We start from the raw sequence: 14,738 nt of genomic DNA on the forward strand, positions 1-14,738 counted from the left end.
ACACACGTTCGCCCAACGATGGAAGGAATGAATAAGGTGAAATTACACAAATCATTGAAAGAAAAGGAAGTATTTTATTATTTCAATGCAAAAGAGGAAAAGTTATGGCTTTATCGTCATAAATACTATGATGGTGCAGGCAAACGAAAAGAGAAGAAAAAAAGTGGATTTAAAACAGAAAAGGCAGCGATCAAAGCCCTCTTAGAAGTGAAGGCTCAAACGCTGCGCGGTGATATTAAAACTATTGAAAATGATAATTTAACTATAGCACATTGGGTTGATACCTGGTATGAAATGAACCACAATAAATGGAAAGTTACAACACGTAAACAGCGTGAAATTGCTATTCGATTGAATATTAAGCCGTTATTGGGCCACTACAAGTTACAAAAGTTAGACCGCGCAACCTATCAAAAAGAGTATATCAAAGCACTGGAAGCCGATTATAAGCCTTCAAGTGTTAGGTTGTTGCATAACATTTTTAAAATTGCTATAAATGCCGCGGTAGAAGAAGAAATATTATCACGGAATCGCTTTACAAAGGTTTCATTCTCTAATAGTGCAGATCAGCAGCAAGAGACAAACGAAAATTTTTTAACACCTATTGAATTAAACAAGCTACTGAAAGCCGCGAAAGACACGGAGAACATCACAAACTATACTTTCCTTCTTGCTATCGCCTACACTGGTATTAGACGCGGTGAAGCTTGCGGTCTACAATGGAAAAATATTGATTTTGAAAAAAATACAATCACAATTGAGCGCACACGAGATAACAAAGGTTCGCGGCCACCAAAAACTAAAAACAGTTATCGCACTATTTTGGTTGATGAGCTTGTTATGGTTCATCTAAAAAAGTACCAAACGTGGTGCAAACAAACTATGCTTGCTTTTGGTATAGGCTACTCTGAAAACTCATTCGTATTCATCTCATATCAAACAGGCGAGCCAATAACGGACTCAGGCCTACTGTATATGCTTAGGCGTGTACACGAAGTTGCTGGGCTTGTAATTATAAATGATGAGGGCGAGCAAGTACCAAAAAGTACTTTGCATGGTCTACGACATACTCATGCTACGATATTATTGAACAGCGGGCAAAATGTGAAAGTAATCGCGGAGCGTTTGGGTAATACACCAGCTATGATTTATGAAATTTATGGCCATGTCTTGAAGGAACTTGAGCAAGAATCCGTTAATGTATTTAGTAATATGTTAAATGCTAGTGGAGCTAAGTAGCAATACGGAATTTCAGTTTCAGTTATTTTCGTGTTGGACAAAAGTCTTTTGTACAAAAGGAATTTTCCCACAAGTGGGCAAAAATACAACTGGGGCTAAAAGTGGGGCTATTTAATAGTAGATACTCCTTCAACCCTTGATGCACCTATTTTTTTAGGGCTATGAGAGTTCTACTCTCGTTAATCTTTCGAGTTTCAGATATATTCGAATCAAACCATCAAGCCCTGTTCACAGGTGCTTGGTGGTTTTTTTATTAATTTAATTTCGGCAAAATTTTTTTAAAATTTGTTCAATCGCCCCGATCAACCTTTCTTAGTTGAATAGGATAACGAGGAAAGGGGGTGAATTTAATGGGTTACGGATATGAAGGGTATCAAAATCAAGGAAACTACGGTGGTTACGGCTGTGGTGGCGGTGGTTACAGCGGCGGTAATAGCTCAACTTTCGTTCTGATCGTTGTTCTATTCATTCTTTTAATTATTGTCGGCGCTACTTTTGTTTACTAATAGCATCGATTCACAAAAAATTTTTAGCTAGCCAGGAATAATTCCAACTACTTATTACTGATTTTCGCGCCATTAGGGTCACTTCCCCCAGTGACCCTTTTAATTTTTAGTTCAGTGACAATGTATTTATCTTTTTCCTGACTCAGACAATGCAGACCGCTAACAATAAAAAAGATGCTGTACGCTTATATAGCGGCAGCATCTTTTAATTTAAACGTAGAATTAGAATACGTTACAATTTAATAATGTCTTTTAAAATGCAAAGTAAGTTGCTCCTAATACAGCAATTACTATAAACGAAGCAAAAAATGCTTTCCATTTAGAAATGCGGTGGACTTCTGAAATTCCAATAACTGTGATGACATATGTCCAAATACTGCTAATGATAATTAGTGTTCCGCAAACAAATTGCAAAATCAAATCACCTAGTGACGTCTCCATATAGGAGATCGTGAAAAATGACTGTGGTGCGAATTGCATCCAGAAAAGCAGAACCGGCAATATCCAAATATAAGGAATCATTGTCACACTGATCATGCGGAACATTTCTTTAAATTTCCCTATACCACCGAAAACTTTTGCTGAGAGTGTCAATACGCCTGCTGATAAAACTGTAGAAAGAAAATACAGTATTAAACTAAATAGAAAAGTTGAATAAACGATATCCCCTAGTGTAAATTGCCCTGTAAATTCACTACCGATAAAGCTGACTAAATTGCTAGCAAACACTCCGATAATACCAACGAAAATGAAATAAGATAACTTTTTGGTTGTTAACACATAACGAATAGTATCTCGGGGTTTAACAGCAATGCTTAATATGGTATGTCGATCATCGACTGTACCTGTTAATTGCTCACTCAAAATAACATCCCCCTAAAAATATGTATACAATCTATTATACTGATATTTTAAGGTGATACAAAGTTATTGCTCCTTTAGTAGCATACCAATCTTTTACTATTCGGCAGATTTAAGAGATAAATAGCCAGCCTTTTCCACTAATGCCTGCCCTTCTTCCGACAGCACCCATTCAATCAGTTTCTTAACATTTCCTGTCGGCTCGCCTGCTGTCACAATATAAAATTCGGAAGCGATCGGATACGTATTGTTGCGGATCGTTTCTCTTGTCGGTGCAACTCCATTGATTTCCAAAAGTTTGATTTCTTTATTTTTAACCATTTCATTTGAATAGTAACGGAAAGTATAACCGATAGCATTTTTATAATTTTTGTATTGGGACACTTCATTGATAATTCCGCCCATACCTGTCGCTATATCTTCCGTTGGTGCTTCCATTAAAGGGGTATCCCCCATTAGACGTTGCAGTGCAGTTTGCGATCCGCTATCCTGAGGTCTTTGGAACGCCCGGATTGCATCATCTTTTCCGCCCACTTCTTCCCAGTTTGTAATTTCCCCAGCATAAATCCCTTTAATTTGATCGAGTGATAGACGATTGACGTTATTTTTACTGTTGACGAAAAAGACAAACGCTTCTTTTCCGATCGGCGTCAAATGAAGTTTAATACCCTGTTGTTCGGCTTGATTAATTTGCGAATCTGAAGGACCAGCTGCAAAAATCATGTCCGTATTTCCGAAAATCAGATTCGTATAGGCTTCATGAGTCTGGTTGACCACCACTTCGCTCTTGTACGGATTGTATTCTTTTTCCGGATATATATGCTCAGTAATGGCGGCATACAATGGATACAAAGCCGTTGCACCGTCGATTTTAGGTAGAGGTTCCGCTAGCTTTAAAGTCGGCTTCTTATCCAATTGAACTAATTCATTTTTATCTGTAAACGGCTCATATTGATAAATATTCACTTCTGAGTCTACAGTAGGTACCCGATCATCGAACCATTTATAAACAGGTTGGACCGTACAGGCGACTAAAACGATTCCGGCAATTGTCCAAAAGATTTTTACACGTTTACTATTTTTATAAAACACATCAAAAATCACAAGGACAAAACCAATATATAATATGACCGCAGCTGCAATTACTAACGGTATATAATGAATGTTACCGCTGAACGCCACAATAAATAACAATATGAAAGTAAAAAAGCAAACAGTCAGTAATACAAAAATCGAAATGACAATTTTCCCTAAATACGATTTATTTTCCATACTTTCCCCCTAACCTCTACGTTCTTTATGAAACATGAAATTCCTTTTAAAAAACGTCTTGGAAAACTGCTTTCCAAGACGTTTTAATTACTTAAGCAAATTTCACCATATGGTATTTTTTCTTACCGCGACGGATAATTGCAAAAGCATCTTCCAAACGGTCTTTCGAATCAATTACATATTCAAGATCCGTAATTTTTTCACCGTTCACACTAATTGCACCGTTCGTAACATCTTCACGTGCTTGACGCTTTGACGAAGAAATCCCTGCTTCTACGATTAGTTCCACAATATTTTTATCCTCTTTTGCCACTTCTACAGAAGGTACACCAGAGAAGGCTACTTTCATTTCTTCAACTGATAATGCTTTTAAATCGCCAGAGAATAATGCTTTTGTAATACGCTCTGCTGCTTCCAGACCTTCTTCACCGTGGATCAGACGTGTCATTTCTTCAGCCAGCGCTTTTTGTCCTTTACGTAAATGCGGCTCTTCTTCAACACTTACTGCAAGACCTTCAATCTCTTCACGTGTCAGGAATGTGAAGATCTTCAAGTATTTCACGACATCGGCATCCGCTGTATTGATCCAGAACTGGTAGAACTCGTACGGAGATGTTTTAGCAGCATCCAGCCAAACAGCGCCACCCGCTGTTTTACCGAATTTTGTACCGTCTGCTTTTGTTACAAGCGGAATGGTAATACCAAACGCTTTCGCATTTTCATCATGTGTTTTACGAATCATTTCCAAGCCTGTTGTAATATTGCCCCACTGATCCGAACCACCTACTTGAATTCGAACGTTGTGATGATCATACAAATGGTTGAAGTCAATACCTTGGATTAATGTGTAAGCAAATTCAGTAAATGAAATACCTGAATCCAGGCGTGACGCTACTGTATCTTTATTTAAGATGTAGTTTACATTGATCAGTTTCCCGTAATCACGAAGGAAATCGATTAATGTCATTGGACCTACCCAGTCATTATTGTTTACAAGGACAGCACTATTTGCCGCATCCGATGAAAAGTCGAATAAGCGTTCCATTTGCTTTTTAAGACCTTGCACATTTTTTTCGATTTGGTCCATCGTCTGTAATTGGCGCTCTTCTGAACGGCCAGATGGATCCCCTACAGTACCTGTCGCTCCACCAACTAATAAAATCGGTGTATGGCCTGCTTTTTGGAAACGGCGTAATGTAAGCAATGGCACGATATGTCCGATATGCATCGAGTCCGCTGTCGGGTCAACACCTACGTATAGAGAAACCTTCTCCTCGTTTAAAAGCTTTTCCATACCTTCCGCGTCAGTTTGTTGGTATAACAATCCGCGCCATTCCAAGTCTTGCAGTAATTCGTTTGTCATTTGTTTTCTCTCCTTTTACATGATGCGTCATTTACTTGTAAGGAAAATAAAAAACGTCCCTACACGCAAATGCATGCAGGGACGTCAAATTTTAATTTAACGCGGTACCACCCGGCTTGAAGAAATTTCAGTCTCTTTCTTCCACTTTAAGCGTCTATAACGAGACGATCCGTTCAGGCTCCAAGTACGTAATTCATAAATGCGCTATGTCTAGCTTTCACCAACCGCTAGCTCTCTATGCAGGGAACACATTTATTACTGCAAACTCTTCACTGCCTGAAATTTATATTTTCTATTCTACCTAGAAAATAGTTGATGTCAATATTTATATTCGTTTATATATCAAATATGCTATAATAAACAAGATTTTAGGAGGTCGATGATGTGAGAGAATGGCTCGAAAAATTAAATAAAAAAATCGATATCCTTGCTTCTTCAGAACGAATGCGCTACGTCCGAATTGGAGGCGGTGTATTCTGGAATTTAACTTTGCTGGCGATTATTTTTATAGCTGCGACACTGTTGTTTGTCGGAGGTGTAGGCGCAGGTTACTTCGCATCATTAACAAAGGATGAACCTTTGCGATCGAAAGAAGAAATGCGCGAACAAATTTTCAGCTATGAAGAAACAAGTGAACTTTATTTTGCGAACGATATTTACATAGGAAAGATCCGAACAGATTTAGACCGACGTGAAACATCGCTTGCCAATATATCCCCTTCCCTAATTAATGCAGTACTTGCTACGGAGGATGAATATTTCCGGGAGCATACCGGCATTGTGCCAAAAGCGGTATTACGGGGATTACTGCAAGACGTATCCAACTCGTCAACACAGACAGGTGGCTCTACGCTTACACAGCAATTAATAAAAAACCAAATATTAACGAATGAAGTTTCATATGAACGTAAAGCAAAGGAAATTTTACTTGCTTATCGTTTGGAACATTTTATGACTAAAGAAGAAATACTCGAAGCCTATTTAAATATTATCCCGTACGGCCGAAATTCTTCAGGTCGTAATATTGCCGGCATCGAGACGGCTGCACAAGGTATTTTCGGTATTTCCGCATCTAAATTAAATTTACCGCAGGCTGCCTATATTGCCGGTATCCCTCAGGCACCTTTCACATATACACCTTTTACAAATAAAGGTGAGCAAAAAAGCGCGGAAGGAATGCAGCCAGGTATTGACCGGATGAAAACGGTTCTTTATCGTATGCAGGAGGCGGGTTATATTACCGAGAAAGAATATAACAAAGCAATTGCGTACGATATTACGAAAGACTTCAAAGGGTATGAAATCCGTCCGGAAGAAAAATATCCTTGGTTAACAGCTGAGCTTGAGCTCCGTTCAAAAGAGATTTTCGCTAAAATTCTCGCGGAAAAAGACGGCATTGACCCGGATCGTTTAAAAGAAGAAGAAAATTTAAACGAAAAGTATACTATACTGGCAGACCGTACAATACGTTCCGGCGGTTACCGTATTTACTCAACGATCAATAAAGATATGTATGATTCCATGAAAAAAGTGACGGAGGAATTCACTTTATACGGACAAACATACAAGAAAAAAGAAAAAGATCCTGAAACAGGCGAAGAAATTGAAGTGGATGTACCTGTACAAACAGGAAGTATTGTTATTGAAAATAGTACCGGCCGTATTTTAAGTTTCGTTGGCGGTCGCGACCATAATATTACACAAGTAAATCACGCAACAAATGCATTCCGTTCAAACGGTTCAACAATGAAACCATTACTTGCCTACGCACCAGCACTTGATTACGGTGTCATCGGAGCAGGAAGCCCTGTTGTCGATGTGAAATTCAAACGTCCATCTGACGGCTATGCCCCTGTAAACTATAACCCGAATCAGGAATTAGGAATTATACCAGCACGCCAGGCGGTTGCTTCATCACAAAACTTAGCCGTCCTAAGATTATATAATTCAATTTTAGACCGCAGTCCGGCAACCTATTTGGAAAAAATGGGATTCTCCAAGCTAGACAAAAAGGACTATGTAAACCTTTCTACAGTTCTTGGAGCTTTGGATATTGGTGCTTCAGTTGAAGAAAATACTAATGCCTATGCGACATTTGCCAATAACGGGCAATTTATCGATGCCTATATGATTGACCGCATTGAAGATTTGGACGGCAATATTATTTATGAACATAAAGTAGAGCCAGTGAAAGTATTTGCGCCTGAAACAGCGTATATGATGACAGATATGCTGCGTGATGTGCTGAAGCAGGGCGGAACTGGAACATTGGCAAAGAGCCAGTTGAAATTCTCATCTGACTTCGCTGCTAAGTCTGGTACAACACAGGACCATAACGATGTTTGGTTTGTCGGATATAATCCGAATATATCGGTAGGTGTCTGGATGGGTTACGAAAAATTGCGTACACTTTATGCATTTAATAACCGTTACCAGCATCCAAGTCAGCGGGTAAACCGTTTATGGGCAAAATACCTAAATACACTTTATGACATTGACCCGGAATTAATCGGTACGAAAGAAACATTCAAAAAACCTGAAGGCGTTGTGACAAGATCATTTTGTGGTATTTCAGGCCTGGCACCTTCTACTTCATGTGCCAATGCCGGTTTAGTCACTTCCGATTTATTTAATAAAAATGTATTTTTACCGACACAGCCGGATGATAGCTTTGTATCTTCCACATCGGTTGTAATTAACGGCAACACGTATGCTGCATTACCGAATACACCTACTGAGTTTGTTCAAATGAGCGGTTTCGGATTAAATCAGGCCTTTGTTGACCGCATGTTAGGCAAACTGGGTGGTGACGCTTCAAAATTATTGTCATTCAATTCAGGTAAGGGCGTTGTAACCGGTGCTCCATTCTCGGCAGACAGTGCACCACCGCAACCTGTTTTTGCTACATTGGCAAATGGTTCACTTTCATGGACAGCCTCTGCATCAAATGATGTTGTTGGCTATCGCGTATATAGCGTTACCGACCAGGGCAGATCGCTTGTACGTTCATTAAAATCTTATGAAGGATACCGCGTGTCTGTTTCACCAGGCGTTCGTTACATCGTTGTAGCAGTCGATATTACTGGATTGGAATCCGGTTATTCGAATGAAGTCGGAGAAGTGGTGGAAACTGCTCCACCTGCTCCACCGGAAACAGAAGAAGAGGAAGAAAATGTTGTACCTGGGGAAATAATTGAAGACCTGGACGAAATTGAAGTTGACGTTGATCCGGTCGAACCAGAACCATCAGGAGAATAAAAGCAAAAACTCACCAACTTATAATAAAGTTGGTGAGTTTTTTTTAATGTAATTAAATTGATACTTGTTCCGCTTTTAATACATCTTTTAGTAAATTGACTGCTTCATCAATTTCCTGTTCACTCACTGTTAAAGGAGGTAATAATCGAATTACTTTCGGGCCGGCTGCAACCGTTAATAGACCCGCTTTATCCAATGCTGCCACATATGGCGCCACATCCTCGCCACCAAGGCTTAGACCAAGCATTAACCCTTTTCCTTGAACTGAATAGTTATCTTCAGGAAAAGCTTCTTCCAGTTTATTAATAAAATACGCCGACTTTTGTTTAACATTATCCAAAAAGGCATCATTGAATATTTGATCGATAACTGTTTGTGCAACGGCAACACCTAATGGATTTCCGCCGAATGTCGTACCGTGTGTACCGGCATTAAATGTGTTAAACAGCTTTTCTGTCCCGAGGATTCCCCCAATAGGGAAACCGCCACCAAGACCTTTTGCCATTGAAACAATATCCGGTTTGATAGCTGTCTGTTCATATGCGAAACGTGTTCCTGTACGTCCGATACCTGTTTGTACTTCATCAACGATAACTAAAACATCCGATGATTGCTGAATTTCATGAATAGCTTTCGCGAAATCCTCCGTTACAGGATTTACTCCGCCTTCACCCTGAATCATTTCAAGCATAATCGCAGCAGTATCTGCATCAGCTGCAGCTTTTAATGCTTCGACATCATTAAACGGCAATGTAATAAACTCGCTTACTAAAGGACCGAAGCCATTACGTACTTTATCTTGTCCAGTTGCGCTCATCGCACCAAATGTACGTCCGTGAAAGCTCTGTTCAAACACAATGATTTTATGTTTTCCTGTATGCTTACGTGCTAATTTAATAGCTGCTTCGTTCGCCTCTGCGCCACTATTACAGAAAAATGCATACGATAAATGCAAATCTTTCACTAATGATGCAGCAAGTTTTTCCTGTCCCGGACTTTCAAATAAGTTACTAATATGCCACAGCTTTTGACTTTGTTTTTGAATCGCTTCAACGATAGATGGATGTGCATGCCCTAAACTACAAACAGCAATGCCGCTCGTAAAATCTAAATATCTTTTCCCTATCGTATCAAATACTTCTGTTCCTTTTCCTTCGACAATAGCAAAAGGTCTTCTTGCGTAATTTTGGAATAATGCACTCATTTCACTAGCTCCTCACTTAAAATAGTCGTCCCGGTTAAAGTTTCATTAACAATTTGTACAGAAGGAATGCCTGCATTTAAACAATTAAGGGCGCCTTGCACTTTCGGAATCATCCCGCCGTAAATATGCCCTTCGCCAATCCATTGTTCAATTAAGCTTGGTGTCACTTCCGTCTGATATTCATCCTGTATGCGAATACCGGCTACATCCGTCACAAGCAGGAGACAATCTGCCTCGACAGCCAATGCAATTTCACTTGCCACTGTATCGCCATTTATATTCAGCGCCTGCCCATCCTTCGTTGCACCGATACACGCAATGACAGGAACAATTCCAGCTTCCGTCAAAGAGTTTAACATATTAATATTAACATGCTTCACTTCTCCTACATATGCGTAAGTTTCATAATCTAAAAATTCACTCTCTAGTAACCCGCCATCAAACCCATTCAGTCCAATGGCAGAAATACTTGCCGAATGGAGCTCATGGACGAGTGAAGGATTTACTTTCCCGATTAAAGTTGACTGTACAATATCGATCATTTCTTCACTCGTGACACGCAGTCCATTTACTGTATGGGACTCGATTCCGGCAGCAGCTAATTCGCGGTTGATTGCAGGCCCTCCGCCATGTGTAATAATGAGTTGGATCCCTTGTTCCTGCAATGCTTTAAAATTGCGAAAGAAGGTCTCGTTAAGACCTTCTAATGTGCTGCCACCAAGCTTGATGACCATTTTACGAGCGGTATGATGCGTTGATTTGAACGTAGTCATAAGTCAAATCACACCCCCAGGCGAATCCGTGCCCTTTACCGACTTCAAGTGACACATATATTTTTACTTCATGTTGCTTTAAAATTTCGATGAGCTCTTCTTCGGAAAACTTAATCGGTTCGCCATTTTCCACCATTGTTGCTCCACCAATTTTGATTGTGATTTTATCAGGATCGATTACAGCTCCGGAATAGCCAACTGCTGCAATAATACGTCCCCAGTTTGCATCACAGCCAAATACTGCTGTTTTCACTAGTGGTGAACCTACAACTGTCTTCGCGATTTTACGTGCTTCTTCATCTGAAACTGCTCCATCCACTTCTACTTCAATCAGCTTTGTCGCACCTTCCCCGTCACGTGCAATTGACTTTGCTAGATCTTCTGATACGAGACGTAATGCTGTGTAGAAGTTATCCCAGTCCGGATGTGCAGGTGATAGCGGTTCATTTCCTGCTAAGCCGTTTGCCATTACAATAACTGTATCGTTCGTTGATGTATCTCCATCAACTGTGATCGAGTTGAATGTGCAATCCGTTACACTCGATAACGCTTTTTGCAGCTCTTCTGATGCAATATTGGCATCAGTTGTAATAAACCCGAGCATTGTCGCCATATTCGGTTCAATCATTCCAGAGCCTTTAGCTGTTCCTGAAACAATTACTTCCCTGCCATCAATGATTGTTGCATAAGTTGTATTTTTCATTACTGTATCTGTCGTTAAAATTGCTTGAGAAAAATCAATACCGCTTTCTAGCTTTGAATCCGGAGTTAATAGCTCCACACCTTTTTTAACTGGCTCCATCTTCATAATTTCCCCGATGACACCCGTAGAGGCTACCCCTACCAAATCAGATGCAATGCCAAGCTTTTGTGCAGCAAGAAGTTGCATTTCATATGCGTCCAATACTCCTTGTTTACCTGTACAGGCATTGGCATTTCCTGAATTTACGATGATTGCCTGCATTTTTTTCGTTTCATATACAACTTCTTTTGTTACTTTTAACGGTGCTGCCTGGACTGCATTTGTCGTAAATACACCGGCAACGCTAGCTGGTACTTCACTTACTAGAATCGCTAAATCTTTTTTCTTATGCTTAAGTCCGCAATGAACACCTGCTGCAGTAAACCCTTTTGGTGATACGATATTTTTGCTTGATAATTTTTTCATTTCTATTGTTGAAGTCATCTAATGACCCTCCCTAAATTTAAAATGCTCGTCATAAAATGCGGGTTGATTTTCATCTATTACTCATCTTTATAAATTAAATAAAATACGGAACGAGTTGTAAGCCTGTTTGCTGCGGGAGACCGAATTGGACATTCATGTTCTGAATTGCCTGACCGGCTGCTCCTTTAACTAAATTATCGATCACACCGATAATTGTTGCCCGATTTGTCCTTTCATCGAGCTTCACATATATGTCGCAATAATTTGAACCTTTCACGCGGTTTGTTCCCACTGCGGAAGCCTCTTGAATGACACGGACAAATGGATGATCTTTATACGTATCTGTTAAACAGTCCACTAATTGTTTTTGTGTTACACCTTCCGTTACTTGTGCATAGGAAGTTGCTAAAATACCACGTGTCATCGGGACTAGATGAGTATTAAATGTTATTGCTGTCTCGATATCGGTAAACATTGAAATCGCTTGTTCGATTTCCGGAATGTGCTGGTGTTCATTAATTTTATAAATCGAGAAGCTTTCATTTGCTTCACTGAAATGTGCTGCTTGTGATGGTTTATTACCTGCACCTGAAATTCCGCTCTTCGCATCAATGACCAAGAAGCTCGGATCAATTAACCGATGTTTTATAAGAGGTAAGATGGATAATAAAACAGCCGTTGGATAACAGCCTGGGTTGGCAATTAAATCGGCTTTTTCAATAGCTGGTTCATTCCACTCCGTTAATCCGTAAACACTTCGGTCCACTACTTCCTGTGGTGCCGGATTTTTTTTATACCAAGTTTCATAGCTTGCTAAATTTTTCAGCCGGAAATCCCCGGATAAATCAATTAATTTTGGTCCCCGTTCAACTAAAGAAGGGAAAATCGTACTTGATACCCCAGACGGCGTACTTGCAAATACAACATCGTATTCCGCCAATGCATCATCGTCCAATTTAAGTAACGGCTGATTATAAATATCCGTTAAATGTGGAAATTTATCCGAAAATAGAGTTCCTTCATCAGAGGATGTAAATAATCCGATTTCCTCCACTTCTTTATGATTATGCAAAAACCGCAGTAGTTCTAATCCACCGTAACCTGTTGCACCAATAATACCTGCTTTCATGTTGTCACCTCGTCATTTTTATATAGCTGAAAAATTTTTACGAATTCTAAATGATAAAAATAAGTATAAGTATGTATATTTATTTAGTCAACTGTATTTTTATATATTTGTAGATTATTCTAAATTATCGTTAAATAATAATACAAAAAGCGCCTACATATGTAAGCGCTCCGATTTAAGAAGTACTGGCATATAAAGTTAATCTTCCATTGTTGATAAGTCGCCTGCCGGTAAATCGAGTTCCCACGCCTTTAACACACGACGCATAATTTTACCGCTTCGAGTTTTTGGCAACTTATCTTTGAATTCAATTTCTCGTGGTGCTGAATGGGCAGATAATCCTGTTTTTACAAAGTCCCGAATATTCGCTTCAAGCGCTTCACTAGGCTTTACCCCTTCACGCAATGAAATAAATGCCTTAATAATTTCACCGCGCACCGGATCTGGTTTACCAATTACACCTGCTTCCACCACATCAGGATGTTCAAGCAGTTTACTTTCCACTTCAAATGGTCCAACTCGTTCTCCAGCCGTCATAATAACATCGTCTACTCGACCTTGGAACCAGAAGTAACCTTCCTCATCCTTAAATGCGGAATCACCTGAAACATACCATTCTCCTTTTAAGAAATAAGATTCATAGCGTTCAGGATTCCCCCAAATTTGCCGCATCATCGCCGGCCACCCTTTTTTGATAGCCAAATTACCCATCGTATAAGGCGGCACTTCATTGCCTTGATCATCTACAATTGTCGCATAAATTCCCGGCACAGGTTTCCCCATTGAACCTGGCTTAATATCCATCGATGGATAGTTGCAGATAATATGGCCTCCCGTTTCCGTCATCCACCATGTATCGTGAATACGATGTTTTAAAATCTCCATTCCCCACTTCACTACTTCCGGATTTAATGGTTCACCGACCGATAAAACGTGACGAAGTGTAGAAAGATTATATTTGCCGATAATATTCGGACCTGCACCCATCAACATACGAAATGCAGTTGGCGCACTATACCAAACTGTGACACCATATTCCTCAATTGCTCCATACCAAGCTTGCGGACTGAAGCGGCCCCCGATGACTACATTCGTCACACCGTTTAACCATGGTCCAAAAATTCCGTAAGCTGTTCCGGTCACCCAACCTGGATCGGCTGTACACCAGTAAATATCGGCCTCCTTTAAATCCAGTACCCACTGAGCTGTCTGGTATTGCTGAACCATTGCATAATGGACCTGCAATACCCCTTTTGGTGCACCCGTTGAGCCGGATGTATAATGCAAAATGGAGCCATCTTCCTTATCGACCCATTCAATGTCAAAATCCTGAGATGCCTCTGCAAAGTATTTATTAAAATCTACTATCTTATCTGTTTCTTCTATATTTTCCCCGACTACAAAAACCGTCTTTAAATGCGGCAGCTTTTCCAGCGGTACTCTTGTCAACAGTGCAGGCGTTGTAATGATTGCTGTCGCCTCACTATCCATTAAACGGTCATATACGGCACCTTCCATAAATGCTTCAAATAATGGCCCAACAATTGCGCCAATTTTCAATGCACCAATTAAGCTGAAATAAAGTTCCGGCGTGCGTGGCATAAAAATAAAAATACGGTCCCCTTTTTTTAAATCTGCCTTTTCCTTCAACACATTCGCAGCTTTATTCGTATGACGTTTCATATCATAAAAAGAATATGCTTCTTTTCTATTCCCATCATTATAATAAAGAGCAACCTTATTTTTGCGGTGTGTTGTTGCATGCCGGTCTATTGCTTCATATGCAATATTGACCTTCCCCGTTTCAAACCAAGAAAATGCTGTTTCACTATGTTGCCAATCATGATTTGCAGCTGTTTCCTCATAATTTTTTAAATTATGTTCCCCTGGAATAACTGCTAGCTTTTCCATTGTTTTCATCCCCATGAAAAATCCCCTTTCATTAAAAACTACAATCATTTTACA

11 protein-coding genes and 1 other annotated feature are annotated in these 14,738 nt (G+C 39.8%); of the genes, 3 read left to right on the forward strand and 8 right to left on the reverse strand.

Going from position 1 to position 14,738, the window contains the following annotated elements:
• The first annotated feature begins 36 nt into the window (after window positions 1-36).
• Together AC6CH1_RS12005 and AC6CH1_RS12010 are read left to right on the forward strand one after the other, a co-directional pair.
• Complete coding sequence (locus AC6CH1_RS12005) at window positions 37-1,239, forward strand: site-specific integrase (RefSeq protein ID WP_498317671.1); 1,203 nt, start codon at window positions 37-39, stop codon at window positions 1,237-1,239.
• A 350-nt stretch (window positions 1,240-1,589) separates the two neighbouring features.
• The gene (locus AC6CH1_RS12010) at window positions 1,590-1,745 is read left to right on the forward strand and encodes a YjcZ family sporulation protein (protein ID WP_251686471.1); all 156 of its coding nucleotides are present in this window, start codon (window positions 1,590-1,592) and stop codon (window positions 1,743-1,745) included.
• Window positions 1,746-1,997: 252 nt separating this feature from the next.
• On the opposite strand, the gene AC6CH1_RS12015 is transcribed toward AC6CH1_RS12010, so the two are convergent.
• The 3 genes from AC6CH1_RS12015 to tyrS form a co-directional block, all read right to left on the reverse strand.
• Complete coding sequence (locus AC6CH1_RS12015) at window positions 1,998-2,609, reverse strand: YIP1 family protein (protein WP_498317673.1); 612 nt, start codon at window positions 2,607-2,609, stop codon at window positions 1,998-2,000.
• 96 nt (window positions 2,610-2,705) lie between these two features.
• On the reverse strand, window positions 2,706-3,878 hold the full coding sequence (locus tag AC6CH1_RS12020) for a PstS family phosphate ABC transporter substrate-binding protein (protein ID WP_498317674.1): 1,173 nt from the start codon (window positions 3,876-3,878) through the stop codon (window positions 2,706-2,708).
• Window positions 3,879-3,969: 91 nt separating this feature from the next.
• A complete protein-coding gene (tyrS, locus tag AC6CH1_RS12025; protein WP_498317676.1) occupies window positions 3,970-5,241 on the reverse strand; it encodes a tyrosine--tRNA ligase in 1,272 nt (423 codons plus the stop codon).
• Window positions 5,242-5,315: 74 nt separating this feature from the next.
• Window positions 5,316-5,523: a binding site (T-box leader), on the reverse strand.
• Between the two features lie 102 nt (window positions 5,524-5,625).
• Here tyrS and AC6CH1_RS12030 point away from each other — a divergent pair.
• A complete protein-coding gene (locus AC6CH1_RS12030) occupies window positions 5,626-8,499 on the forward strand; it encodes a transglycosylase domain-containing protein (RefSeq protein WP_427708611.1) in 2,874 nt (957 codons plus the stop codon).
• Between the two features lie 52 nt (window positions 8,500-8,551).
• Here the strand turns inward: AC6CH1_RS12030 and argD are convergent, their stop codons facing one another.
• The 5 genes from argD to acsA form a co-directional block, all read right to left on the reverse strand.
• Window positions 8,552-9,703 (reverse strand): acetylornithine transaminase, encoded by a 1,152-nt coding sequence (gene argD / locus AC6CH1_RS12035; RefSeq protein WP_498317677.1) that lies wholly within the window; start codon window positions 9,701-9,703, stop codon window positions 8,552-8,554.
• Window positions 9,700-10,476, reverse strand: a complete 777-nt coding sequence (argB, locus tag AC6CH1_RS12040; protein ID WP_251686465.1) for an acetylglutamate kinase — start codon at window positions 10,474-10,476, stop codon at window positions 9,700-9,702. The genes argD and argB overlap by 4 nt, the downstream gene beginning before the upstream one ends.
• A complete protein-coding gene (argJ, locus tag AC6CH1_RS12045) occupies window positions 10,439-11,662 on the reverse strand; it encodes a bifunctional glutamate N-acetyltransferase/amino-acid acetyltransferase ArgJ (protein ID WP_498317679.1) in 1,224 nt (407 codons plus the stop codon). Before argJ ends, argB begins: the two co-directional genes overlap by 38 nt.
• 76 nt (window positions 11,663-11,738) lie before the next feature.
• Complete coding sequence (gene argC, locus AC6CH1_RS12050) at window positions 11,739-12,773, reverse strand: N-acetyl-gamma-glutamyl-phosphate reductase (RefSeq protein ID WP_498317680.1); 1,035 nt, start codon at window positions 12,771-12,773, stop codon at window positions 11,739-11,741.
• A 198-nt stretch (window positions 12,774-12,971) separates the two neighbouring features.
• Window positions 12,972-14,699, reverse strand: coding sequence for an acetate--CoA ligase (acsA, locus tag AC6CH1_RS12055; protein WP_498317681.1), 1,728 nt, complete (start codon window positions 14,697-14,699; stop codon window positions 12,972-12,974).
• Between the last annotated feature and the right edge of the window lie 39 nt (window positions 14,700-14,738).

Source organism: Solibacillus sp. GQ1, assembly GCF_059758555.1.